The following is a 24,100-nucleotide window of genomic DNA, read 5'->3' on the forward strand; positions in this document are numbered from 1 at the left end:
GTTACGAAGACAACCCACGTCCTGTGGTTAAAAAATGCGCCCAATCATTTCTCTCTCGACACAACGCTTGCTCAACAGCAGAAGCCACATCGTAGTCCACACAATGAAATGCCACATCCCATTGCTGTTCTGCATTCAGTGTTAATGTTGCATAACGGGCATGTGGACTATAGTTTTCCATTGAGTGAAGAAACGGTTCATCATCGGTATAAGCAGGCATACCCACACTTCCCGGGTTAATCACTACTTGTCCTGTAGAGAGGGTGACACAGCGAGGCGTATGAGTATGACCACATAAAATAATGGGAGACGTTTGTCCATCTAAGCGATCAAGAATAGATTGGTCATCACGCAATTGCGCATGGCCATGGCTAGCATCTTCCAGTAAGTACTCCAAATCATCGCTTGGCGTACCATGGCAGGCATAGATATCGTCACTAATCTGATAATCGAACGGCAACGCTTGCATCCACGCCATCGCTTCTTGACTTAATTGCTGCCAGATAAACTGCATGGTTAGATTCGCGTCCAAATCGTCCTGAGTCGCCTGGAAAATTTGCCGATCTTGATTGCCACATATGGTGATCGCGTTCAGTGATTGCAAATACTGGAAGGTTTGCTGAGGCGCTATCGGCCCATAGAGAATATCACCCAAGTTGATAAATTGGCTAATCCCTAACCGCTTGGCATGTTCAACCACCGCACGCAGCGCGTAAACATTGCTATGGATATCAGATAGAATCGCGTAGGTTTGCATTTCACTCATTCCTTGAGTCTATAAACATTTGCTTCGATACTAACAGCTGCTCAAATCGTATGGCATTGAAAATCGTTAACAATTAACTTTTCGTTCCAATCAATATTCAGCCATTAGATAAACTTACTGCTGGTTAGATACCACCGCCGTTCTTTTGCCTAAAATACGCCATTAGTCAATCACTTAATAGTACAACGCTGGTAATTACTCGTCAATTAATGTCATATTTATTAATAAATCAGTTTCATTTTGCCACATTCATACATATAATTTTACTTACATTATAAAAATGCCCAAGGAATCGAAATGCGCTACCTGATTACCTTGATGCCAATTCTTTTTTCAGCAGTAGTTTTTGGCTCGCCCCTTAAAATTCAACTTCCTGATCAATCGGTTATCTACACAGATACTGAAACGCTGTTAAGCGATTTTGAAACGGAAACGTTCGAAACACACTTGCCTTGGTTTGAAGACGCTCGGCAGTTTACTGGTATTCCTGTCATCGAATTAATAGAACGTTATGGTGATAAGAATACCTTTGCCGTGACCTTCTCCGCCCTTAATGATTATCGAGCGACCAGCACGATCGAAGACATTAATAATTACCAACCTATTATTGCCTTATCCATGAATAACGAACCGATGAAAATAAGGCACAAAGGGCCATTTTGGATGATTTACAATCTCGATAAATATCCTGAAATCGATAACGCTACTTATCATTCACAAATGGTATGGCAAATTGATGAAATCGTAATTTATAGCAATAGTAATGACCAATAAAAATAAAACAAAACGTTTTTCAACCCTACAAGCTCGCTTGAAAGGTATGTTGTTAGCCCTCTCTGCTTTGCTCATTCTCGCTAATTTGTATGTTTTTTCTGAAACACGCCAGTTAGCACGGTCCTATTCGGAGCAACAAAATCAAGCAACTTGGTTTTTATTCCAATTAAGTAAAGAGTTTTCATCGTTAGTGTCTGTCACACCATTTGCGCTAGAAAACGACCAATATCGACAAAAAGCAGAGCTAAGTTATGAGCTTACGTGGAGTCGGTTTGACCTCTTGCTTAACGCCAAAGAAGCCGACAGTTTCATGCAACTGACAGGTGCTCGAGAATTTTTTTCCGCGCTATTCCAACGATACATTAGCTTGGAGCCAGAGCTTTGGAAGCTAACATCCAAACGACAGGCGATGGTGCTGACCAACCAGCTAGAGTCGATCTATCAAGACATGATCACTTATGTAAATGTCAACTTCCGCATCAAAAGCCCGATATATCAACAGCAAATGGATCAAGCAAGACTGCTGAACCAAACGCAATGGTTTCTAATGTCATTGCTCTTCATTTGTGCCCTGTTGGTTGGCTATATTTTGCATTTAGAGTCCAACTACAACAAACACTTAGCTTTAACAGATGCGTTAACAAAAATTAAGAATCGCCTTGCGATGACAGAAGATGTCAATCGTCAAATAGAAAGCCAAACCCACTTTACTGTCTGTTTACTTGACCTCAATGGTTTCAAACAAATCAACGACCGATATGGTCACCATGCAGGCGACATTGCCCTGCAAACACTGGCTAAACGGTTCGAGAATGTTGAATGCCATTGCCATGCATATCGTATGGGTGGAGATGAATTTGCATTAATACTGCCGCAACAAAGGCAAGAAGAAATGGAACAAACATTGGAGGCGATTCTAAGCTGCTTTGACGAAAAAATTACGCTATCCCTAGAAACCTCTGTTCAACTGAGCGCCAGCTTGGGTCTGGCTAGCTACCCAGCCCAAGGTAACAACTTTAGCGAATTACTTAAAACGGCCGACAGCAATATGTATCAAATGAAATTCGCAGCTCAAAAACGCTCGATTCAACTCTGATGCAGTAAAATAGATCTGTTAAAGTTTTTTACTCCAAGACTGACAAGCCGAACGAATCTGGGTAGCTGAAGCTTGGTAACAATCCAGAGATTTTAAAAACGGGTCAGCAATACTGCCCTCTCCCCACTGACCAAGCAAAAATGTTTTACCACGAGCCTGAGTTGAAACTTTCGCGACACTGACAATATGCTCAGGCTCCATCACCAAAATAATATCGCTCCAGAGACAATCGTCTTTCGTTAATTGATGAGCCTTGTGTTCATCAATCGCGATACCAATATCATTGGCGACACTTACCATCGTACTGTCTGCTGGAAATCCCTCTAGTTCACTCTGCTCTGTTGCCGTTCCGGCAGAACGCACTTCGACATGCGGTAAATACTGCTTAAGCAACACTTCCGCTAAAGGAGAGCGGCAAATATTCCCGCTACATACCACTAAAAACCGCTTAAACATCCACTCTTACCCTCTTCAAAGGCGTTGCAATAGAATAGCTCGCTCCGATAACCACCAATATTGCCAAAAAGGTGACGGTATTGGCTGGTGCCTGCAAATTAAAATCAACCGTAATGTGCAGTAGCATTGCTACCAGAGCAATAAGCCCTCCCAATGCAGCCCCTTTACATGTGCGACTTTGTCGATGACTAATCACCCAGATAGCTAAACCCAAAGCCCAAATCAATGATATTGATAAAAATAGCGTCGCAGGTAGCCCTGCCTCCGCAATGAATTGAACATATTCATTATGGGCATGATCATAGTAGCCAATCGCTTGTTGAGTGTAGCTTGGAAAAACAATATAAAAGCTCCCCAAACCACTTCCCGTTAACAGAAAGTCCTTCATCATCGGTATGCTCCATTCAACCACGAGAGGTCTGGTATCACTGCCCAGATGAGATTCCGCGATTCTTTGCTGCACTTTCTCTAAACCGAAAAACGAGCCCAGTACGATAATATCGATAACAAATAAGCTAATTAACAACCAAGTCAGCTTAGGCGGTCTTTGTTTATAAAAACAAAATGCAATAACACCAGCGACAAAAGTGGCGGCAAAAAAGGCACTATTGCCCATTCTTGACCGAGTCATAACCAGAGCGATAACCATGATGATCAACGCAAATCGAATTAACATTTTTTTTGAGACTAACAACTGAAGCAACGCATTAACCCACTCTTGCCATGATGACAAGCGCTCTTGGGAACTACTCAGATCAATAACGATTAAACCTATCCCCATGCTGAGGCAGAGCAATAAATAGTTAGCCAGGTGGTTCTTATAAACAAACGATCCCGTCGCAATGTCTGTTTCTGGCAAGCTAAAAATCCAAGACGATTCAACCCCAAGTAAAACATTAATCGCGCCATACAAAGCTTGCAGCGTGCCACTAATCACTATTGCAAGCATGACAGTTTTTAGCCGCTTTTTACTATTAATTAAAATGGCACTACAGCAGATAAAAAATAGATAAGCGATACCTTTAATCAAAGAGATATAGGTTGCAGCAGGATCCAGTGAAATGTAACCCCATTTGGCGCCGACATCCTGATAGGCACTCGCTGATGCAGGCGATATCCATTCTAGAATAAATATCGGTAGTGGCATAATTTGGCAAAACACCCATATTTGAAAGGCTGAAACAGGGATGATAAGCCAACGAAAAGGCTTCAATTGGCGAATAGAGAGAGGCTGACGATTTTTCGGCATCTCTCGGCTCTTATAAAGCACCCAAGCTAAAACGAAAGCAATACTCGCAATCCATACTTCCCCAATGGTCCATGCCCAAATGCGATTTGATCCCAATGGTATTGGCAGCCATATAAGTAGCGCGACTAGACTTGCAAAACAACCACGTTCAAGTCTATTTATCATTCTTACGTCCTTTGCTGATAATATTTATTTCACGACCAAAGAGTCTCAATTCTCCGCGTCATTAAGTCAAAATATTCACCAAATAATTACGCTAACTCTCAAATTTGGGACACAATTAAATCTCTATTTATAATATATTTCTCGTTTGCTTTAAGGTTGATTATCAACCAGATTTTGATTAACGGAAGAATCATGAATAAACGTATAGTTTCGATGTCCTCTATACTTCTTATCAGCGCCCCTTCTCACGGTTACGAGATGATCAATAACGATATTGCTTATCTTGATTTTTACGGCGATATAAAAGCGAGTGCTCTATTTCTCGATAGAGAAGATAATGAGTACTCATTTGGTGATTCTAAAATTGGTGTTCGCGCCCGCTATGCCATCACTGATCTCGTTTCGGTCGCGGGAGGAACAGAAGCACAAGTCAACCTTGATGCTGATGAAGATAAAAATGAAGATGAAATCTTCATCTCACAGTACTTTGTCGGTCTATACGCAGAGTCACTCGGCGCCCTGACTTATGGTAAACACAGTACATCATCAGACGACTTAAGTGGAACCGATTACTCCGAAGTTTTTGGCGGCAAATCCAACCTAAACTCAGTCGGTGTTAAAGGCGATACCATAAAGTACGTTTACGATAACGAACTCTTTACCCTCAATGGTACATACGGTTTTGAGTCTGGCGAACTAAAACGAACCCTTACGGAATTCTTTGGCCAATATAATCTCGCAGATCTGATATTAGTCAGTGGTATTGGTTCAACGGAAACTAACGCGACAAATAACAAAACTGATGCGCTATATTTTCATACCACCGCTCGTTTAGAAATGGGTGACACCAATTTAGGGATTACCTACTACCATCTGAATTTTAATAATGATTCACAACCATCGCGCTCAGTAGATAAAAACGCCTTTGCCATTGCCGGTCAAATCGCATTCACCGTTGCCCTTACTGGTTACGCTGGTCATGAGGTTATTAACCAAGACTCCGATAACTCAGCATTGACTGGTACCCAAAATAACAGCTACCTTGGCGTGTCGTTAGTTCCGCTTGAGTACACCAAGTTATTTGCTGAAGTTAATTTCAACTCTCCTATCCAAGCCCCTGATGAAACTAACTTTGCCCTCGGCGCAGCGATCGCTTGGTAAACCGCTTGATGAGCATTCGATATTTATCAAGGGCATTGATAAGTCATTGTGAGGGAAAGGATACTCCTACCTCGTAACAATCTAGTGAGTTACCCATATCAACCACGTGTTCAAATACAAAAATGGCTGTTACCAACAGCCATTTTTTGTTTTTCTGAAACCACTTAGTTGGCGGAAATCGGATCTTTTTTCGTAGGTGCATTTGGTACCGGCGTTTCAGCAACAGCTTCAATACCTGCCGCGGTGGCCTCTGCGATAATCGTCGGGTCAATTCCAGCCTCAATCGCCGCAATGGTAATATCTTGATTTGATAATCCCAGTTCACGCGCGGTTTGCACGATTAAATCAATATGTTCCGGATATTTGATAAAGGCATGTGTGATAACTTGTGGCAAAATTTCGTTTCTCTGCTTTGCTGTTTCCTTCAAAAATGGCACCAAATTATCGGCAGCAGGATACTGAGAAAACTGTTCCACCAATGCCGCGGGGCTTGTTGAGGCATCTTGAAACAGGCTATTGAGTTGATCTTGTGTCATCAATTCAGCATGCGCCATAGATGCAACAGAGAGTGCAACCGCCATGCTTGCGATTTTTAGCCTTTTCATAAATATCCTTTTTTACTTGAATAGAACGAATTAATAATATGAACTACATTTGAACCGATACTATTTAATTTTGATTACGGCAGTAGTAGGGTTTTACACTGTTAAATGCCAAAATATTACAGGCTCTTTCACCTACAACTGGCAGCTTCAATATTGAATCATATTGCCAAAGTTTCATTTTATATCTTTTATGATCCAACAAATAAGAAATTGTCTGTTTTTTATCTGTTAACGATAATTCTGGCCAATGTGCCAAATAATATTTTAAAGACTGCATCACCGTAAAAGGCTCATAACGACCTACCTCTTGGGCATAATGGAACTCAGCTACGACCGCATCAAACTCTGCGCCATTTCTCCACATTTGATTTGCTTTATCGATCACTACAGATGAATCGAGAGGTCGCTGTGCTAATTGCAATTGAAACTGCTCCACGGACTTCAATGAAAACTTCTCTATCGACGCCTTATCTTGCGCAGTAAAAGCCAACCATGAATAGTACAAACCGAAGGCTTGATAGTCGATAAAAGGACCTTGGGACACAGGTTCAACTAAGCTATTTAACGTTCCTATTGTACCGTTTTCTTGCTCAGCCGACTTTTTAATGTCGCTAAGATAATTACGTATTGTCTGATTTTGCCAATCATCCGCTCCTTTGATAAGAGAAAGCGTCATCAGCAGCAATGCGCCAACCATTAGAGTTAGAATCCCAACACGCTCATGCATAAGACAGTCCTTGTGTGATTTGTTCTTTATCATCCTGCAACACTCTTTTTTGTACGATTCGATAACGAACATAAACAAACGCTAGAGCAAATGGTGCAATATATCTTGCATCAATCGTCATAAAAAAAGCACTGGATAACACTAAAAACAGCAGCACAGCAAAATCATATTGCATACGGTGTTTAACGAAAAACTTAAACAGCCGCCCGATATATTTCACATAAACATAGACGAAAAAAATCCCGCCAAATATGACCCAATCAAAAAAGAACGACTTCGTCGATACACTTTTGGTTTCACCCACGACTAAATATTTTGAGAATTCAGAAAAATTTAGTAGCCCAGGCGCTAATCCATCGACAAAGCTCACCGCATGGACACCATATTCGTACATGGATGGTAGATAGCCAAAGAAACCACTGCCAATTGGGTTATAAATCAATGATATAATTGCCGTCATCACCGCAGTCCCGCGAGTTGCAACACTGGTGTAACGTTCAACGTCATTGACGATAGAGCCGCCCAAAAATGTAGAGACAAACACGGTGATACCAAAGAGCAAAATCAATGAGGCCAACAACTTATGGAAAGCATTGATGCGACTAAAGGTGACAAAAGTAATAAAGATGGTCATCAAGAAACAAATCAATGTTCCCTTTGAAGTGATTAATAACACACTGGCCACAATGATTGGCGTAATCACAAAAAGGTTAATACGGAAAATAGCCGCAACCATCAACAAAACTAAACTAAACTGGAAACCAAACGTACTTGCTTCTAACGTAAAGCCTCGCATTCGATGTGGCGACAACGCATAGTTATGATGGAAAAATGATGAGCTATTGATGAAGCCACGCGCCGCCAAGTTCAATAAAAATGCGAAGATAACAACACTAGCGATGACTAATAATCCCTGATAAATTGTTTTTTCATCTTGACGAACCACCGTCAGGAAGACGACAACAGGAGGAATGATCAGCAATAAAAACCTTAGTCCTCGGTCAAATAGAAAGGTTTTATTGTAATCCCCATAAAAGAATGTCAACAGCAAGAAGGAATAAACAAAAAAACCGAACAGTAATTTGACCGTGTTGAACTCCGTCTCCGATAACGAACGATAAGACAGAGCAATCTGCAATGCGAGCAACGGGATCATAGTGATCCCAAGTGGCGCAGTAAATACGCCACCAATAGAGGCAAGCGCAGTGTTCTCAAACGGAATTAGCAAACAAAAAAATAGAAATACCGCTTTTTGCACTGGGAACTCCTAACTGAGTGTCGAAAATGACTGGAAGTAGCGCTGATTCATAATGTCTTCATGAAAATTCTGCTCAAAGTGCTCAACACAATCTTGCTGACTAATATTAAGATAAGCTTTATCTACCAACACCTTTGCTATACTTTGAGATAAATTCGCCTTACTTTCTAGATCAAAAACCCAGCCAGTTTTATCGTTCAGCATATCTGCGAGTGACCCAGCATTTGAAGCAAACACCGGCGTACCATTGCGTAAAGATTCAGCCACGATCAAGCCAAAACCTTCCCACAACGAAGGCACAACAACAAAGTCAGCCCGTTGAAAGTAAAGATCGAGCTGTGTATTCTCCACCCAACCTAAGCGCTTAATTACGACATTTGTGATTGTGCTATCCAGCAATATGTCCAATTCAGGGCAATCATTACGCACAGACTCACCGATCACAGTTAACTCGACAGCTTGTTCAAGCTGCGGTAGATTTTGTAACGCATGAATCAAAAGATGCAGACCTTTTTGCTTATCCAAGCGCCCGACAAATAGGATTCGAGTGACCGTTGTCTCTTGCTTGGTTTCAGGCAAGGTCAATGCACTACCTTGAACTCCATTCCAAACGAGTGTGAGTTTCTTTTCCTGTAAACCAATTTTCAACGCTTCACGATATTCATATTGAGAAATGCAATATATCTGGTCACAAAAGGGCGTTAGTAAGCGCTCTACTGCGATATAAATCGCTCGGTAAAGCGTATTCTTTATTTTTGAACTGTAGTGAATATCAAACGCCCAGCCATGACTGCAATAAACAATCGAGACATTTTTCCATTTACCTACAGGCCATAACAATGGACGCAATAATCCCGAGAATGTACTATGCAAAAAAACAACTTGATACTGCTTTATTTCTAGTTGAAATAGTACGACCCATAACAACATTAAAACATTAAAAGGTCTAAACCCTTTGGCTTTAAGCGGAAGAATAGAACGATGGTAGTTAAGTGCAAGAAAATCATTATCAACTGATTGAGAGCGAGATAGTGACTCAAAAAAAGTTTCAATGCCACCTTGTGTAGTTTCAGAAATATTAAGAACTCTCATCATTGCTCCACATAGCTCAAGCGGCGCAACACTTGATGATTAGTTAAACCATCAAGCTTAAATAATATACGTAATATCTTAATAACGATCGAGTATCGGCTGATCTTTGCATCAATCGCACCAAATAAAAACTTCTGATTTGAAATTATTTTTTCAAAAACACACTTATCTTTGGTTTTATTCTTTACTAAGAATTTAATTAAGTTGATATAACACGTAGAAAGAAAAAAATTGACATCTTGCTCTCTGGCCAGTTTTTTAGCCTGTAACGAAATACGCTCAAATGCATCAATGTGAGTGGTGTCTTTCTCAGTTAATAGACTATTGATGGCTGAACCGCTGCGCATTACGTGAAAATATAAAATTTGCTCACTGATGTAGCATTGACGAGCAAGTGACAGGTAATCGACAATAAATAACACATCTTCACTAAAGTGCAGTGTCTCATCAAATCTTAATTGATGCTCGACTAGCAGCGAACGCGATACCATCAAGCCACAAACATGTACGCGGATCTCTTTAGTCAAAAATTGAGACAACGCTTGCAGCCCACCCACCTGCTGAGCACGGTTCTGAGCTTGCTCTGATTTATCATCGGACACTTTTTCGAACGAAAATAATATCGTATCTAGATTAGTGCGTTCCAACAGCTCTTTATCCAAGTAACTGAATAAGCCGGATTGATATTTGTCGTCTGAATCTAAAAATAAGATAAACTCACCACGCGCATTCTCAATACCAACGTTGCGAGCACTTGAAACGCCACCATTCTCTTTTCGTATCAATCTAATACTCTGATGATCAATCGTGTAGTTAGGCCCCTGCTTTGAGCCATCATCGACCAGTATTAGCTCTGCGTCTTGCTCTGTACGGGCCGATACTTCTTGAACAAACCACTCTACGATGCGTTGGGCATAATCAAAGGTGTTGTAAATAGGTACAATCACGGAATATTTCATGCAACAGCCTCCTGCCATAACTGATTAACAACTTCTATTTCCGTTTCTTTCGCTTTGTTTAGTGCATTATTTGATAAGGTGGTGTAACGCGCTTCGTTGCTGCAAATCTCGATAATTCGCTCAGCAAAGCGACGGCTATCGCCTTCAACAACACGATAACCATTGACCCCGTCTTCAACAATCCATGGCAATGCATCAAAGGTTTGATAAGCAACTATCGGTAGACCTTGGCTTCGAGCCTCGATGAGAGTTTGTCCAAAACCTTCATACCTTGAAGTCATAATGAACGCAGCATAGTTTTGTAGCGTATCGGCTACATCGCTAGTCGGGCCTTTAAATTGGATTTTGTTGTTCTCCGCAACACGCTCAATCAAAGCGTTCACTTTGCTGTCACTACCATCCCCATAGATATCTAAGTGATACCCATCAGGTAACTGGTCGATAACCTCTATCATGGCTGAGAAGTTCTTCTGCTCCTCATCAATTCGAGCAATCGTCACTAACCTTTTGCTTAGCTGTTGTGGCTCCGACGAAGTCGAAAGCTTACAGCCGCGAGGAATCACTTTTACCTTCGAAACCAAGCGAGGAAATAACGTCGCTAATGCCTGCTTGTCTTGATCGGTATAAACCGTAAACAAATCAATTTTACTGTGTAACAAAGCCATGATTAATTTTGATAACGGTTTAAAAAAGACCGAGAACTTATTGGTCTGCACCAATACTACCTTGGTCTTTTTCAATACCTGTAGAGGCAAGTAGAGCAAGTCATTGGGGTGAAACAACACCACAACGTCTTCGGCAGAAAGTTGCAGCTTCCTCACCGCATCAATTTGGCTTAACTTTGCCGCGATTTTGTTACCACTGCCATACTTAACGTATTGGATCTTTGAACTTTCAGGATAATGTTCCTTCTCAGGTTCAAACTGATACAACTCATAGTTTTCACAATCAAATAGAGTATGCAAACTTCTGATCAACGTCTCTACCCCACCCATGGTGGTCGACTTTTGTGGATTAATGGTGACGAGTTTCATCAAGTATTTAACCTTGTCCTTAGTCGCTACCAAATAGGTCGCGGGTGTAAACTTTATCCGCAACATCAGCTAGTTCTTCCATCATGCGGTTACTCACAATCACATCGCTGATCTGTTTGAACGAAGCAAAGTCATTCACCACTTCTGAGTTAAAGAATGTCGGCTCCTCTAACAATGGTTCATATACGATGACTTCGATCCCTTTCGCCTTGATGCGTTTCATAATGCCCTGGATACTCGACGCTCTAAAGTTGTCCGAACCAGACTTCATAATCAGACGGTAAATACCTACTACTTTCGGTTGCTTGTTGACAATCGAACGAGCAATGAAATCTTTGCGGGTGGTATTTGCCTCAACAATTGCTTGAATAATATTGTTTGGCACATCTTGATAGTTGGCCAATAACTGTTTGGTATCTTTTGGCAAACAGTAGCCGCCATAGCCAAACGAAGGATTGTTATAATGAGAGCCAATACGCGGGTCTAAACCGACACCTTCGATGATCTGACGTGAATCTAAGCCATGACTTTCTGCGTAAGAATCCAGCTCATTAAAATACGCCACACGCATCGCCAAATAAGTATTAGAGAACAGCTTAACAGCTTCAGCTTCTGTCGAATTGGTGAACAGCACTGGAATATCTGTTTTCACTGCACCTTCGAGCAATAGCCCAGCAAACGTTTCAGCACGAGGCGAGGTTTCACCCACAATAATGCGCGAAGGGTAAAGGTTGTCATGCAGCGCTTTGCCTTCACGTAAAAACTCAGGCGAGAACAAGATATTTTCAAAATCAAGCTCTTGCTTCACTCGTTCAGTAAAGCCTACAGGGATTGTTGATTTGATCACCACCACACCCTGTGGCGCATACTGTTTGACTTCTTTGATCACCGACTCGACTGAACTGGTATCAAAAAAGTTCGTTTCTGCATCATAATTTGTTGGCGTAGCCACGATGATGAAATCAGTCTCTTTGTAAGCGAGTTCTTTATCGATGGTTGCGGTTAGATCCAGCGTTTTTTCTGCCAAAAACAACTCAATTTCAGTGTCTGAAATAGGCGAAATACGCTGATTTATTTTGGCGACTTTTCCTTCATCAATATCCAATGCGACCACTTGATGATTCTGCGCCATAAGCACTGCATTCGACAAGCCAACATAACCGGTACCAACAACTGTAATCTTCATAAATCTTCCGTAATTTTTTCAATTTTTAGGCAGTAACGAATTACTACGCTTGATATTTTTGACTGCTCAGAGATTGCTTTCTTTTGATAAAGCGATCGAACAATGCCATTGGGTTTTTGAGGTAGTAGTATGTGCGCTTTGGTACAACCGAAATTTTTCCTTGAAAAAGCAAACCCACTACCTGCATAAAATCTCGTAGTGACATCACCTTACGGAAGTTCTTCACCATCTTGTAAAGTGAGGTACTGTCAGTTGGTAAAGCAAAGGAGGCAATGTAATCGATTCTGTTTAATTCCACCTCATAACGAGAGCGCACCACCGCAGGTTTAAAATTCACTGTCAGGGTGCCTTTACCGCGCGTCACGCAATAAATCTCCTGCGGATGAACTGAAATAGAAGCTGCTTTTCGCCCGGAAACCAACGAGAACATCACATCATTGGATGCTATGACTTGGTCAAAATAGAGCCCATGGTCTTGGATAAACTCGGTACGAAAGACTTTGCTCCATGGAACCGAAAAGTGATAACGAATATCCTCATCACCTGTATTGAGGAAATCACGCACCAAATTGGCATAAATATGATGACGATCCGATAGCTCACCCGTGACATCACAACGGCTAGTCGGCGAAAAATAACTAATATCATCTCCACTTAAAACCGTATCGAGTAGCTCAAAAGCCCCTGAACAAAATAAGTCATCTGCATCTGCAAATAAGGTGTATCGACTACGTAACTGTTTTAGCCCCACGTTACGAGCAGAGCCCGCGCCTTTAGTACCCGTATTGTTCGTTAGAAACTCTAGATGATGGTCCTTATATTGCTCAGCTAGGCGCTGGCTATCCAGCGCTTCACTGCTGTTATCGTCAACAACGATGATTTGAATATCCGGTCTAGTAGGAATCGAGTTTAATAACCGTTTCAAACCTTGCTCGCTGTTGTAGTGCGGCACAACGATGCTATACATAAAATCCATTTTTAGGCTTCCTACTTATGATTGCTGTGCTTGAGGAACTTTGTCCAAATGGTGAATGTAGTCACCGTAAACATAATCTTGCTTACCTTTCCCTTCACTGATTTGGTTTAGCAGCAACCCTTCAAACTGCACATCATGAGATATAAATCTGGATATTGTGTTGCGTAGAGTGACAACTCGCGTACTTGAAGCTCTTAGCACCACCACAACCTTACCGGTGATTTTACTTACAATCATACTATCGCTGACCACTAGAGCGGGTGGCGTGTCTATAATGACCTTGTCAAAGCGCTCAGCAAGTTGGTGTAACAGCTGTGAGAAGCGTTCTGAACTTAGCAGTTCTTGTGGATTCTGAGTTGGCATACCCGCTGGCAGTACGGTTAGTCCCGAGCGCTCATCGACAAACAGACATTCCTCTAAGCTGGCTTTCATCAAAAGATGGTTGGTTAAACCTAGCTTATAACGTTTATGTCCAAAACGCTCAGCAACCGCTGACTTTCTTAAATCACAATCGATAAGCAGAGTATTCTCTACCTTGGAAAATGCGAGTGCTAGATTGATTGAGCACGTTGTTTTCCCTTCATTCGGTAAAGAGGAAGAGATTGTAATAAATTTATTGTCTTTATTTACTAGTGCTAGCGCTGTCCTAGCCGATCGGATCGACTCGTTAAACGTCATGAATTTTTCGCTAAAGAAGACATCACTCCCCATTACTCGCTTCTTAAATTTGTTGAGCTTAGGGATTCCGCCGAGTGGAATGATGCCGAGTTTGTCTTCACAATGTTTAATTGACGTAATGGTGTTATTAAAGGCATCTAGCAGCAACACAACCGAGATCGACAGAAGCAACGCTGCGATCATCGCAAGACCGACGATCAATTTCTTATTTGGTTTAGCTGGGAACTGCGGCACCAATGCCTCATCAGTAAAACGAGCATTTCGTGAATCAAAATCACTGGTTGCCGTGGTCTCTTTTTGACGATTTAAGAAGATATTTAATATATTGCGGTTGGTCTCTTCTTCACGCAGTAACGCTTCATATTGGCGCTTTTTCACCGTCAAACTTTGGAATTCTTGTTTACGCTTATCCAACTCACGTGAAATCAAACTCTCTTGAGAGCGCACGGCTTGCAGCTCTTTACCAATCCCACCGACCAATTGGCGGATCAATTGATTTAACTGCTCTTCAAGGTTCGCGCGTTTGGCACTAACAGCAATCATCTTTTCATGCTTAGGGCCATAGGTTTTCGAGAATTCTGTTTGCTCATGTTTGGCGTTAGACAACAAACCACGCAAATTAATCACCTGAGGGTGTTTAGATATTTCGGGTACTGAAGAGACATCAGTGATTGCCAATGAACCACCACTGCTCAACGTACTATAAGCAGATTCCAGTTGAATTCGACGGTCAGTGACCTCGCTTAAACGCAAGATAAGATCATTAATCACTGCGCTCGCTTGAACATCAATACCGCTATCATCGTCATCAACTAATTTTTCCTGCGCCAAAAACTCGATTAGAGCATTTTCAGAGCGCTTCAATTGTTCTTGTAGCTGCGCCATTCGACCCGAGATCCAAGACGATGCATGTTCCGTGGCATCTAATCGGGCATCAAGTCCTTCGAGAATGTAGGCCTCACCCACGGCATTAGCCACATCTGCCGCAAGTTGTGGGTCTACAGATTCAAAGGTAATGCGGACTAGTTGTGTTTTACGAATAGGCGAGATATACAATCTCGATTGGAAGTTGGCTAACACCGCATAACGCACCTTGGTCGCTAATTCTTCTGCGGTAGGCTCTACTTTCGCTTCTTCTGACTTAAACATCGGCAACGCCAGAATTTTCTCTTTCACAAGAGATTTAAAGGATTGCTTCGGTTCAATATAGGGATTGAACTCTTTATTTTGCTCCAAATTCAATTGTGCTATGACACGCTCAGCGATGCGGTGCGATTTTAGAATTTCAAACTGAGTCAAATAGTACTCTTGCTGAGTCGAATCAATGCCTACTACTTCTTCGATCGAAACGGCTTTACTGGTGTTTGATTCAATCAATAGTGTCGCAGTTGCTTGATAGGTAGGGGCAATTGATAATGCAAATAACGCTGCAAGTACTGTAACAAGAGTGGTAAACAGTGATATTTTTAACCAACTGCGTTTTAGTAATACGATGTACTTACCAAAATCCACCGACTCCCCTTCAATCGAGGTTTTCTCATCGCTTAGTAACTTCATACTTTCCCTAATAATTCGTCAAATTGAGTTGGCTGGTGAGGCTTATTACCAAAAAGAAGCAACGACATGAATCGTGTCACCGGGGTGAATGACTTGGTATAACTCAGCTTCCGTTTCTGTATTTTTATCAAATTCTTTCGCTAATTGTTCTGCAGTAAGATTGGCGTATTGATCTGCTTCTGTAGATTTAGTGCGGTAAGCTCTCGCACTGCGCCGATACTTACTCATCACGCCACCCGCTAATGAAATCGCCTTTTGTACCGTGAGTCCCGGTTCGTATTCATAGCCACCCGGTTTATTGACGAGGCCGTTAATGTAAACATTACGATATTGAACAATAGCGACGTTCACTTTAGGACTAACTAAATAGTCACCTTGCAGACCTTGAGTAATTTCACTCTGAACTTGCTCTAATGTCTTACCACCGAGTTTAATCACCCCCAAATACGGGTAATCGATCACTTCACGGTTATCGATTTTTTGCTCTTCTATGGTGAGATTCTCTTCACCGTAAACTTTAATACTGATGACGTCACCAGCCGCAAGTTTGTACAGATCCGTGATATTCGCATTGACCGAACCAATAGAAATACAACTCAGCACAAGGATTTTAAACAGCTTGTTAATCACTTTTACACCTAATTTTATTGGATAAATTAATATGCGGTTTTACCTACAAAACCTTTAAATATGGTTAAGAAAATTATCTTAATATCGAGCCACAATGACCACTCACGAATATAGGTCAAATCATATTCGACACGCTTTTCCATTTTGTCGATAGTATCTGTTTCTCCGCGATAACCATTAATTTGTGCCCAGCCAGTAATGCCTGGTTTGACTTTATGGCGTAACATATAGCGGTCGACAATTTGGCGATATTCTTCGTTGTGCGATACCGCGTGGGGACGAGGACCAACAATTGACATGCGGCCTTGGAGGACGTTGATAAATTGCGGTAATTCATCCAAAGAAGTTTTACGAATAAATGCGCCAAATTTGGTAATTCGTGGGTCACCTTTTGTAGCTTGCTTTACTACTTGACCATTATCCATAGAGCGCATTGAGCGAAATTTCCACACTTTGATCTGCTTACCATCAATACCATAACGATGTTGCTTAAATATAATTGGTCCAGGAGAAGACAACTTCACTCCAATGGAAACGGCTAAAAGCACGGGACTAATAAGCAAAAGAATAAGCGCTGAAACGACGATATCTTCTAGTCGTTTTACAAAAGTCGACATACCATAAAATGGCGTATCATGGATACTTAACGTGGGAATATTACCCACATTACGCCAACGTGATTGAATAAGATCATAAGTAAAGAAGTCTGGCACGATATATACACGAGCGGTGCTATCGGCAAAGTAATTGATCACTTCTTTAATTCGATTAGAGGCCTTCATCGGTAACGCAACATAGACATGGCGAAAATCACGTTCTTTCGCCATTTGCAAAGCATCATTAATTGAGCCTCGGAGTTGCACATCAAGGTTTTCATCAGCAAGACGATCAAGGCTGCGGTCATCAAAAATACCGACGAGGTTAAGGCCGTGATGGCGACTTGATTGAATCTCCTTCGCCAACGCTAGACCTGCTGGTGTTGCACCAATGATGATACTTTTTTTCTCATAAGAATCCGACTTCGCTGAAGTTCGAACCTTACTGCTCACCAATCTGTAAGAAGTCAGTAATACCGGTGTGCCAACAAACCAAACCGTCATCGCAATACGAGAAAACGAGTCAGTAATTTTAAAACCAAAAGCGAGTACAAGTAACAAACCAATGGCACAAAACCAGGAGAGCAAAATAGGTGGTAAAGTTTGACGCAGAGACGATGTATATGAAGGGTTATAAACGCCAAGTAGCTCTGCCATGACACTAAAAGAAACCACCGCAACACTGGTCGCTAAAAGATAGTAAATATTCCAACTGTCAGCATAAATATTGGCGGTCATTAAAATAGTAGCGATAATAATCGCGATATCTAACACACGGTAAGCGATTACGTGCTCGTCACCATGCTGCTTTATAATACCTATTTCTCTCATGCTATATTCCCTGCCCTAGACCTATTCCTTTCCATAGCGAAACAACGAAGCTCACTCTAAATGAGCAGTTAACATCATCTCAACAAGCACATAGTCTGTATTTATTTGCGACAAAAACAAACTATAATTATTCTCTATTCAACTTGTTCCAGACTTTGAGATTGCAAAATTTCCAACAAATGAGAACGGCATTTAAAAAACACTAAAATAGAATAAATTTATTTATTTTGTATTATTCAACCAGCAATTAACCACATAAAAAGCGTGGTTTTATAGCAATTTGAATTGATGAAAAATAGAGCAAGCTACAACTTTATCATTAGAAATTTAAATTAATCACAGATGTAATGGGAAAGTAATTTACAGAATGGTCAACTTTTATACAAATAACTTCATGGCCACATTTGATGCCTCTATTTTCCATTTTTCAGGCATAAAAAAACCCCTCATTATGAGGGGCAATAGTTACCATCGCTTATAGTTATAGTATGTACCAGTAAATACGTTTTAACCGAAGTCACCATTGACATAACCTTGTGTACGGTCATCACGTGGTGCACTAAAAATCACATTGGTTTCATCGTGCTCAACCAACTCCCCCATTAAGAAAAATGCGGTGCGATCAGAAATGCGTCGTGCTTGCTGCATTGAGTGAGTCACAATGACGATCGTATAGTTTTTCTTCAGCTCTTCCATCAACTCTTCGATTTTGTGCGTCGCAATCGGGTCTAATGCTGATGTTGGTTCGTCCATTAAAATAACATCAGGCTCCATTGCGATGGTACGTGCAATGCAAAGACGCTGTTGTTGGCCACCAGATAAGCCAAATGCATGTGATTTAAGGCGGTCTTTAACCTCATCCCATAAGGCCGCACCACGCAATGAGCGCTCTACCACCTCATCAAGGTGCTTTTTGTCTTTAATACCTTGAGCACGCAAGCCATAAGCAACGTTTTCATAAATGCTCATCGGAAATGGGTTTGGCTTTTGGAATACCATTCCAACTTTAATTCGCAGGTCTGCCACATCGATATTGCCATAGATATCTTCATTATCCATGGTCAGTTTACCTGTGATTTTTACGCCTTCAATCAGATCATTCATGCGATTCAAGCAACGTAATAACGTCGATTTACCACAACCTGAAGGGCCAATAAGAGCGGTCACTTGGCGAGTCGGGATTGGCAGGTTAATTGATTTTAATGCTTGGCTCTCACCGTAAAACAAGTCTAGGTTTTCAATGTTAAATTTGTTCATAACTATTTCTCTTAAATCTTAAATTCGAATCAGTAAGTTGCTGTATTAAAGCGTTTAGCAATTAACTTAGTGACCATATTGATCAGCAGGACAACAACAATCAGTACGGTGGCGGTTCCGTATGCTTGGTTCCACTCTTCAATGGTGAAGAGTTCAGTGGTCAGTTTGTAAAGGTGTACGGTTAGCGTGCGTCCTGAATCTAATAAAGAATCTGGAATACGCGCTACCATGCCTGCCGTTAAAAACACCGGAGCTGATTCGCCAATGACACGACCAGTACTTAGAATGATCGAAGTTAAGATACCTGGCATCGCACTCGGTAAGATCAAACGCCAGATGGTGTAAATTCGTGAAGACCCTAGAGCATAAGAACCTTCTCGGTATGTTTGAGGTACCGACATTAGTGCTTCTTCAGTGGTACGAATAATGACAGGTAGTATAAGAATACTTAGCGTAAGCGCACCTGACAGAATCGAAAAGCCCAATCCAAGAATGGCAACAAAGAATGTCATACCAAACAAGCCAAAGATAATCGAAGGAATACCCGCGAGTGACTCTGTACAGAAGCGGATCACTTTCACTAATCGACTACCCACTTTGGCATATTCTGTTAGGTAGATGGCCGTCATAATACCCAATGGCGCAGCAACGGCAATCGATGCAATAACCATATACAGTGTCGACACAATCATTGGGAAGATGCCGTGTTCGTCACCTGTACGTGTATAATCGTCAGTAATGAAACTCCAATCTACGTGCTGAAGACCATTCGACAAAATGTACCAAATAATCCAGAACAAGAATCCAACCGTTAGCGCCGCTGCAGCCCATACGAAAGCACTAAGCATGTTATCTTTAAACTGACGCGAGCGTTTTAGTTTTGCGTAATCCATAATCATTACCCGTCTCTATTTGGTCTTCTGACGATTAAGATAAAGCAGCACTGCATTGAGCATCATGATAAATGCCAACAGAACAACACCTGTTGCGTAAAGTGCGCTTGCGTGAACGCCGCTTGCATACGACATCTCAATGGCGATATTCGCCGTTAGCGTTCTGGCTGCATCCAGAATGCCTTCAGGCATAGCTGGAGCATTACCCATAACCATAATAATCGCCATCGTTTCGCCCAAAGCACGGCCAATACCCAAAATGACACCGGTCATAATGCCCGAACGTGCCGCCGGAACGAGTAACTTGAAGATGGTATAAATTTTTGACGCACCCAGAGCAAGAGAGCCTTCTTTATACGCTCGTGGCACGGCACGGATTGAGGTTTCAGAAACGGTAATCACGGTAGGTAGAATCATCACACCTAGTACAATGATACCGGCAAGAATCGTATTACCCGCTGGAACATCAAACACATTTTGAATGAGCGGAACAATAATCACCAAACCAAAGAAACCGTACACAACCGAAGGAATACCAGCTAACAGTTCCACCGCCGGACGGATCACGTCAGCTAAACGCTTTGGGGCGATTTCTGCAATAAACACGGCGGTTAACACGCCAACAGGCACACCAACGACAACAGCACCAAATGTTGATACAACCGATGCCACAATCATGGTTGCTACACCGTAAAGCGCAGGTGGTAACCAATCTTGACCAAGAACGATGCCACTCACACCTACTTCTTGAAAAGCGGGTAGCGATTCGCGCACGATGAAGTAAGCAATAACGGCTAGAGAGACAATACCAATAACGGCACTGGTGAGAAACAAGCCATGGAAGATGCGCTCTTTCCAGTCAACGCGCTTTTTCGCTCGTAAACCAGGCTTTGAAATTTGAGTCGCTTCAGTGTTCATAAGCTTTTCACTATTTGTTGCGATGGACATATAAAATCACCGTACTTGCCCAAACTATCTGGGCAGTCGTGTAACAAAAGGCTCAGCCCAAAAGTAGGCTGAGCAATTAATTGATGTTTCAGGGTATTAGTTAACTGAGATGTAGCCTTTCTGCTCAACAAGCGCTTGTGCGTCTGCGGTTAACATCCAGTCTAGGAATTTTTGTGTTTCAGCTGAAGGCTTGCCTTCTTGGTAAAGCACTAGGAAAGGACGAGCAACTTGGTAAGTGCCATTCTTCACGTTAGCAACAGAGGCTGGTGTGCCGTTGATGTCTAGCGCATTCACTGAACCATCAACCGTACCTAGTGAGATGTAGCCAATTGCGTATGGGTTAGAAGCAACCATGGTTTTCAGTGCACCGTTACCGTTCGCCACTTGAGCACGTTGAGAAATAGCCGATACTTTCATACCTGAGACTTTCTTTTTCAGCTTCATGATGTCTTCAAATGCACCACGAGTGCCTGAAGCCGTGTCGCGAGTAATCGCTACGATTGGCTTGTCAGCGCCGCCAACATCTTTCCAGTTGGTGATTTCACCTTTGTAGATTGCGGTTACTTGCTCAGCGGTTAGGCCTTCAAGTTTATTGTTAGGGTTAACCACAACCGCGATACCATCTCGAGCAACCACTTCTTCAATCAATGTTGCTTCTTTTTCTGAATCTTTTAGGTTGCGTGATGACATGCCTAAGTCAGCACTGCCATTTTTTGCCGCTTTTACGCCCGCCGAAGAACCAGGTCCTTGTACTTCGATAAATACGTTCGCATTGTCTTTCATGTATGTTTCAGAGAAAACTTCCATCAGCGGAGTTACGCTACTAGAACCTACCGCAGAGATAGTTTCTTTCGCTGAAGCTGGAGTCACTGCTAGTGTGCTTAGTAGAGCAATCGCTCCGATAACTGTCTTTTTCATCACAAGTTCCTTTAATGGCTTTATTGCCGTTGTGTTTATTCAACGATGCCCACTTTAGGGAGGAAATATGACAGTTGTGTTTCACTTTATTGAAGGCTGCATGACATTTTAATTTTTATTATTCTAAACATTCCACCCCATACAACTAACACTAATACATTGATATTTAATGATTTATAGGAAAACAAAAATGGAAAAACAAGATGGTTTTGCACATAAAAACACCAACTTTGCGGTGTCACAATTAAATTAATTGAGCCATTAATGAATGACTGAAGCTGTTAAATAGAAAAAAGCCAGTCAGGATACTGACTGGCTTTTAGCCCAACAACGTTGGATTACAGGAGCAAACTAGTCTAGGGGGAAAGACTAGTCAGCTTAGGGGGAACTGGATACATAACTGCACTAAGAATTATTCCATTCTATGCTTTCGATTTAAGTAGTGCCGCCGCACTTAACATGGCATCTTTGGTACAGACATCAATTATTTTTATGTTATTAAATCGTTCAGGATCTTTGATCGCCACATCGTGAGCAAAAATAACAAATCGCGCTTTTTCAACATCTTTCGCCGTAATACGATTGTTAATCCCATTGGCGCCTTGCGTCTCGACTTTAATTTTCACACCCAATGCCTGCGCCGCTTTTTCTAATGATTTTGCCGCCAAAAAAGTATGCGCTACGCCAGAAGGGCAAGAGGTAACCGCCAATACTTCGGCCTCACCTTCACCTTCCACCGCACCAAAGCGCAATGCATTGGATGAATGATCATCTTCGTTAACGGTCTTTTTCAATAAGATGACGATAGCTGCCGTCGTCATTGCCCCAACAAGAGTGCCGATTATGTAGCCCAACTTACCATCCACCACGGGTAGAACTATCCAACCGCCCCATGGCGCATGGTTGATGACATGGAACATAAAGCCAGTCACATTCCCGACAATGCCCCCTGCCACTATGGCTGGGATGACTCGAGCAGGGTCTGCGGCGGCAAAGGGAATCGCACCTTCACTGATACCGATCATGCCCATGATGCCTGCAGCTTTACCTGCCTCACGCTCTTCACGCTTGAACTTCTTCGGTGAAAATAGCGTTGCTAATGCCATACCCAGTGGCGGCGTACAAATCGCAATACCAACTCCCCCCATCAACCATGGCTGGGTATTCACTTGGCTTTGCGCAAACAGTGTCGCAACCTTGTTAATTGGACCGCCCATATCGAACGCCGTCATCGCGCCGAGAACCGTACCTAAGATGATTTTTCCCGATCCGGCTAGGCCCGCGAGCCAATTGTTAAGCCACTCCATCGCATTAGCAATCGGTGTACCAATCAACCACATCACTGCCCCGCAAGTGACAAAAGTACCGACCAGCGGATAGATAAAGATCGAACCTAGCGAGGTCATACTGCTTGGCAACTGAATTTTTTTAAGCAGATAAACCACAAAACCAGCAAAGAATCCCACCACAATTGCACCAAGAAAGCCTGTGTTGTAATGGCTAACGGCTATCCATGAGCCAATCATCCCCGGAGCAAGACCTGGCTTATCGGCGATAGAGTAAGCAATGTAACCGCCAAGCACTGCGGTAAAAAGAGTTAATCCCGCAATGCCCATTTGCGCGATGTCAGCGAGGATGCCGTTGGTTGGTACGCCACCATGGCCGGAAATCATGACCGATAGCGACAGTAATACCCCACCAGCCACAATAAAAGGGATCATGTGGGAGGTGCCAAATAGCAAATGCTCTTTCGCTCGCGCTAAGCTCTGTTTTAATGGGCTTGGGGAAACCGAAGATAGATCGACCCGATCTTGATAATGGGCGGGACTTTGCTCAGTTTCGACATCGGTTAGTAAAGCCAGCGCTTGTTCGACTGTCTCTACCTTTTTAAGCGAGTCCACAAAGCCATCTTCAATCAGTTTCGATGACAATTGCGCCAATACCTCAATATGGTGGTGATCATCTCCATCTGGAGAAGCCAGCATGAAGAACACGTCCGATAGTTCGCCATCTTCCGCACCATAATCAATACCGTCACGGCTAATTCCAACAGCAACCGCAGGAGTCGAAACCGCATAACTTTTGGCATGAGGAATCGCAATACCTTGCTCAAAACCGGTATTACCTATCTTCTCTCGCTTCCATATATCCGCTAAAAATTGATTTTTATTGTCAAGTTTGCCTGCCGCTTCCAACAACTCGACAAGCTCCAGTAACACTTCTTCTTTTGTTTGAGCTTTTAACTCTAAACAAATCGTCTCTTGCTCTATGAGATTAGTGATATCCAT

At 42.2% G+C, this 24,100-nt stretch carries 22 protein-coding genes; 3 read left to right on the forward strand and 19 right to left on the reverse strand.

Annotation, left to right across the window (positions count from 1 at the left end):
* Position 1 precedes the first annotated feature (1 nt).
* A complete protein-coding gene (locus RH86_RS12555) occupies positions 2-757 on the reverse strand; it encodes a metallophosphoesterase family protein (protein WP_009386440.1) in 756 nt (251 codons plus the stop codon).
* A 306-nt stretch (positions 758-1,063) separates the two neighbouring features.
* Here RH86_RS12555 and RH86_RS12560 point away from each other — a divergent pair, with 306 nt between their 5' ends.
* Together RH86_RS12560 and RH86_RS12565 are read left to right on the forward strand one after the other, a co-directional pair.
* The gene (locus RH86_RS12560; RefSeq protein ID WP_009386441.1) at positions 1,064-1,540 is read left to right on the forward strand and encodes a hypothetical protein; all 477 of its coding nucleotides are present in this window, start codon (positions 1,064-1,066) and stop codon (positions 1,538-1,540) included.
* On the forward strand, positions 1,530-2,636 hold the full coding sequence (locus RH86_RS12565) for a GGDEF domain-containing protein (protein WP_009386442.1): 1,107 nt from the start codon (positions 1,530-1,532) through the stop codon (positions 2,634-2,636). The genes RH86_RS12560 and RH86_RS12565 overlap by 11 nt, the downstream gene beginning before the upstream one ends.
* 18 nt (positions 2,637-2,654) lie before the next feature.
* Here RH86_RS12565 and RH86_RS12570 read toward each other — a convergent pair whose 3' ends face one another.
* Positions 2,655-3,092 carry a low molecular weight protein-tyrosine-phosphatase gene (locus RH86_RS12570; protein WP_009386443.1) on the reverse strand — a complete coding sequence of 146 codons (438 nt, stop codon included), beginning with the start codon at positions 3,090-3,092 and terminating at the stop codon, positions 2,655-2,657.
* Positions 3,085-4,506, reverse strand: a complete 1,422-nt coding sequence (locus RH86_RS12575; RefSeq protein WP_009386444.1) for an O-antigen ligase family protein — start codon at positions 4,504-4,506, stop codon at positions 3,085-3,087. The genes RH86_RS12570 and RH86_RS12575 overlap by 8 nt, the downstream gene beginning before the upstream one ends.
* Before the next feature lie 192 nt (positions 4,507-4,698).
* On the opposite strand from RH86_RS12575, the gene RH86_RS12580 reads away from it, so the two are divergent.
* Positions 4,699-5,667 carry a porin gene (locus RH86_RS12580; protein WP_009386445.1) on the forward strand — a complete coding sequence of 323 codons (969 nt, stop codon included), beginning with the start codon at positions 4,699-4,701 and terminating at the stop codon, positions 5,665-5,667.
* A gap of 164 nt (positions 5,668-5,831) precedes the next feature.
* Here RH86_RS12580 and RH86_RS12585 read toward each other — a convergent pair whose 3' ends face one another.
* The 16 genes from RH86_RS12585 to RH86_RS12660 form a co-directional block, all read right to left on the reverse strand.
* Positions 5,832-6,272, reverse strand: coding sequence for a hypothetical protein (locus RH86_RS12585; protein WP_005597876.1), 441 nt, complete (start codon positions 6,270-6,272; stop codon positions 5,832-5,834).
* 64 nt (positions 6,273-6,336) lie between these two features.
* Positions 6,337-6,999: a hypothetical protein gene (locus RH86_RS12590; RefSeq protein ID WP_009386446.1), complete on the reverse strand. Its 663-nt coding sequence runs from the start codon at positions 6,997-6,999 to the stop codon at positions 6,337-6,339.
* Positions 6,992-8,257: a hypothetical protein gene (locus RH86_RS12595; RefSeq protein WP_009386447.1), complete on the reverse strand. Its 1,266-nt coding sequence runs from the start codon at positions 8,255-8,257 to the stop codon at positions 6,992-6,994. The genes RH86_RS12590 and RH86_RS12595 overlap by 8 nt, the downstream gene beginning before the upstream one ends.
* Positions 8,258-8,266: 9 nt before the next feature.
* On the reverse strand, positions 8,267-9,352 hold the full coding sequence (locus tag RH86_RS12600; RefSeq protein WP_223296343.1) for a glycosyltransferase family 4 protein: 1,086 nt from the start codon (positions 9,350-9,352) through the stop codon (positions 8,267-8,269).
* The gene (locus RH86_RS12605; RefSeq protein WP_009386449.1) at positions 9,349-10,308 is read right to left on the reverse strand and encodes a glycosyltransferase; all 960 of its coding nucleotides are present in this window, start codon (positions 10,306-10,308) and stop codon (positions 9,349-9,351) included. The genes RH86_RS12600 and RH86_RS12605 overlap by 4 nt, the downstream gene beginning before the upstream one ends.
* A complete protein-coding gene (locus RH86_RS12610; RefSeq protein WP_009386450.1) occupies positions 10,305-11,342 on the reverse strand; it encodes a glycosyltransferase in 1,038 nt (345 codons plus the stop codon). Before RH86_RS12610 ends, RH86_RS12605 begins: the two co-directional genes overlap by 4 nt.
* Positions 11,343-11,361: 19 nt before the next feature.
* Positions 11,362-12,528, reverse strand: coding sequence for a nucleotide sugar dehydrogenase (locus tag RH86_RS12615; protein ID WP_009386451.1), 1,167 nt, complete (start codon positions 12,526-12,528; stop codon positions 11,362-11,364).
* A gap of 43 nt (positions 12,529-12,571) precedes the next feature.
* A complete protein-coding gene (locus RH86_RS12620; protein ID WP_009386452.1) occupies positions 12,572-13,504 on the reverse strand; it encodes a glycosyltransferase family 2 protein in 933 nt (310 codons plus the stop codon).
* A 15-nt stretch (positions 13,505-13,519) separates the two neighbouring features.
* Positions 13,520-15,739: a GumC family protein gene (locus tag RH86_RS12625; protein ID WP_009386453.1), complete on the reverse strand. Its 2,220-nt coding sequence runs from the start codon at positions 15,737-15,739 to the stop codon at positions 13,520-13,522.
* A 45-nt stretch (positions 15,740-15,784) separates the two neighbouring features.
* Positions 15,785-16,369, reverse strand: coding sequence for a polysaccharide biosynthesis/export family protein (locus RH86_RS12630; RefSeq protein WP_009386454.1), 585 nt, complete (start codon positions 16,367-16,369; stop codon positions 15,785-15,787).
* A 26-nt stretch (positions 16,370-16,395) separates the two neighbouring features.
* Positions 16,396-17,796 carry an undecaprenyl-phosphate glucose phosphotransferase gene (locus tag RH86_RS12635; RefSeq protein WP_009386455.1) on the reverse strand — a complete coding sequence of 467 codons (1,401 nt, stop codon included), beginning with the start codon at positions 17,794-17,796 and terminating at the stop codon, positions 16,396-16,398.
* Positions 17,797-18,303: 507 nt separating this feature from the next.
* A complete protein-coding gene (gene pstB / locus RH86_RS12640; RefSeq protein WP_009386456.1) occupies positions 18,304-19,053 on the reverse strand; it encodes a phosphate ABC transporter ATP-binding protein PstB in 750 nt (249 codons plus the stop codon).
* A gap of 29 nt (positions 19,054-19,082) precedes the next feature.
* Positions 19,083-19,946, reverse strand: a complete 864-nt coding sequence (gene pstA / locus RH86_RS12645) for a phosphate ABC transporter permease PstA (protein ID WP_038219683.1) — start codon at positions 19,944-19,946, stop codon at positions 19,083-19,085.
* Between the two features lie 15 nt (positions 19,947-19,961).
* A complete protein-coding gene (gene pstC / locus RH86_RS12650; RefSeq protein WP_005597891.1) occupies positions 19,962-20,894 on the reverse strand; it encodes a phosphate ABC transporter permease subunit PstC in 933 nt (310 codons plus the stop codon).
* A gap of 96 nt (positions 20,895-20,990) precedes the next feature.
* Positions 20,991-21,812 (reverse strand): phosphate ABC transporter substrate-binding protein, encoded by an 822-nt coding sequence (locus RH86_RS12655; RefSeq protein WP_009386458.1) that lies wholly within the window; start codon positions 21,810-21,812, stop codon positions 20,991-20,993.
* Positions 21,813-22,234: 422 nt separating this feature from the next.
* Entirely contained in the window at positions 22,235-24,100 is a 1,866-nt protein-coding gene (locus RH86_RS12660) for a fructose-specific PTS transporter subunit EIIC (protein WP_009386459.1), read from the reverse strand.

Origin of the sequence: Vibrio sp. N418, from assembly GCF_000222565.1 — a bacterium.
Lineage (GTDB): Bacteria > Pseudomonadota > Gammaproteobacteria > Enterobacterales > Vibrionaceae > Vibrio > Vibrio scophthalmi.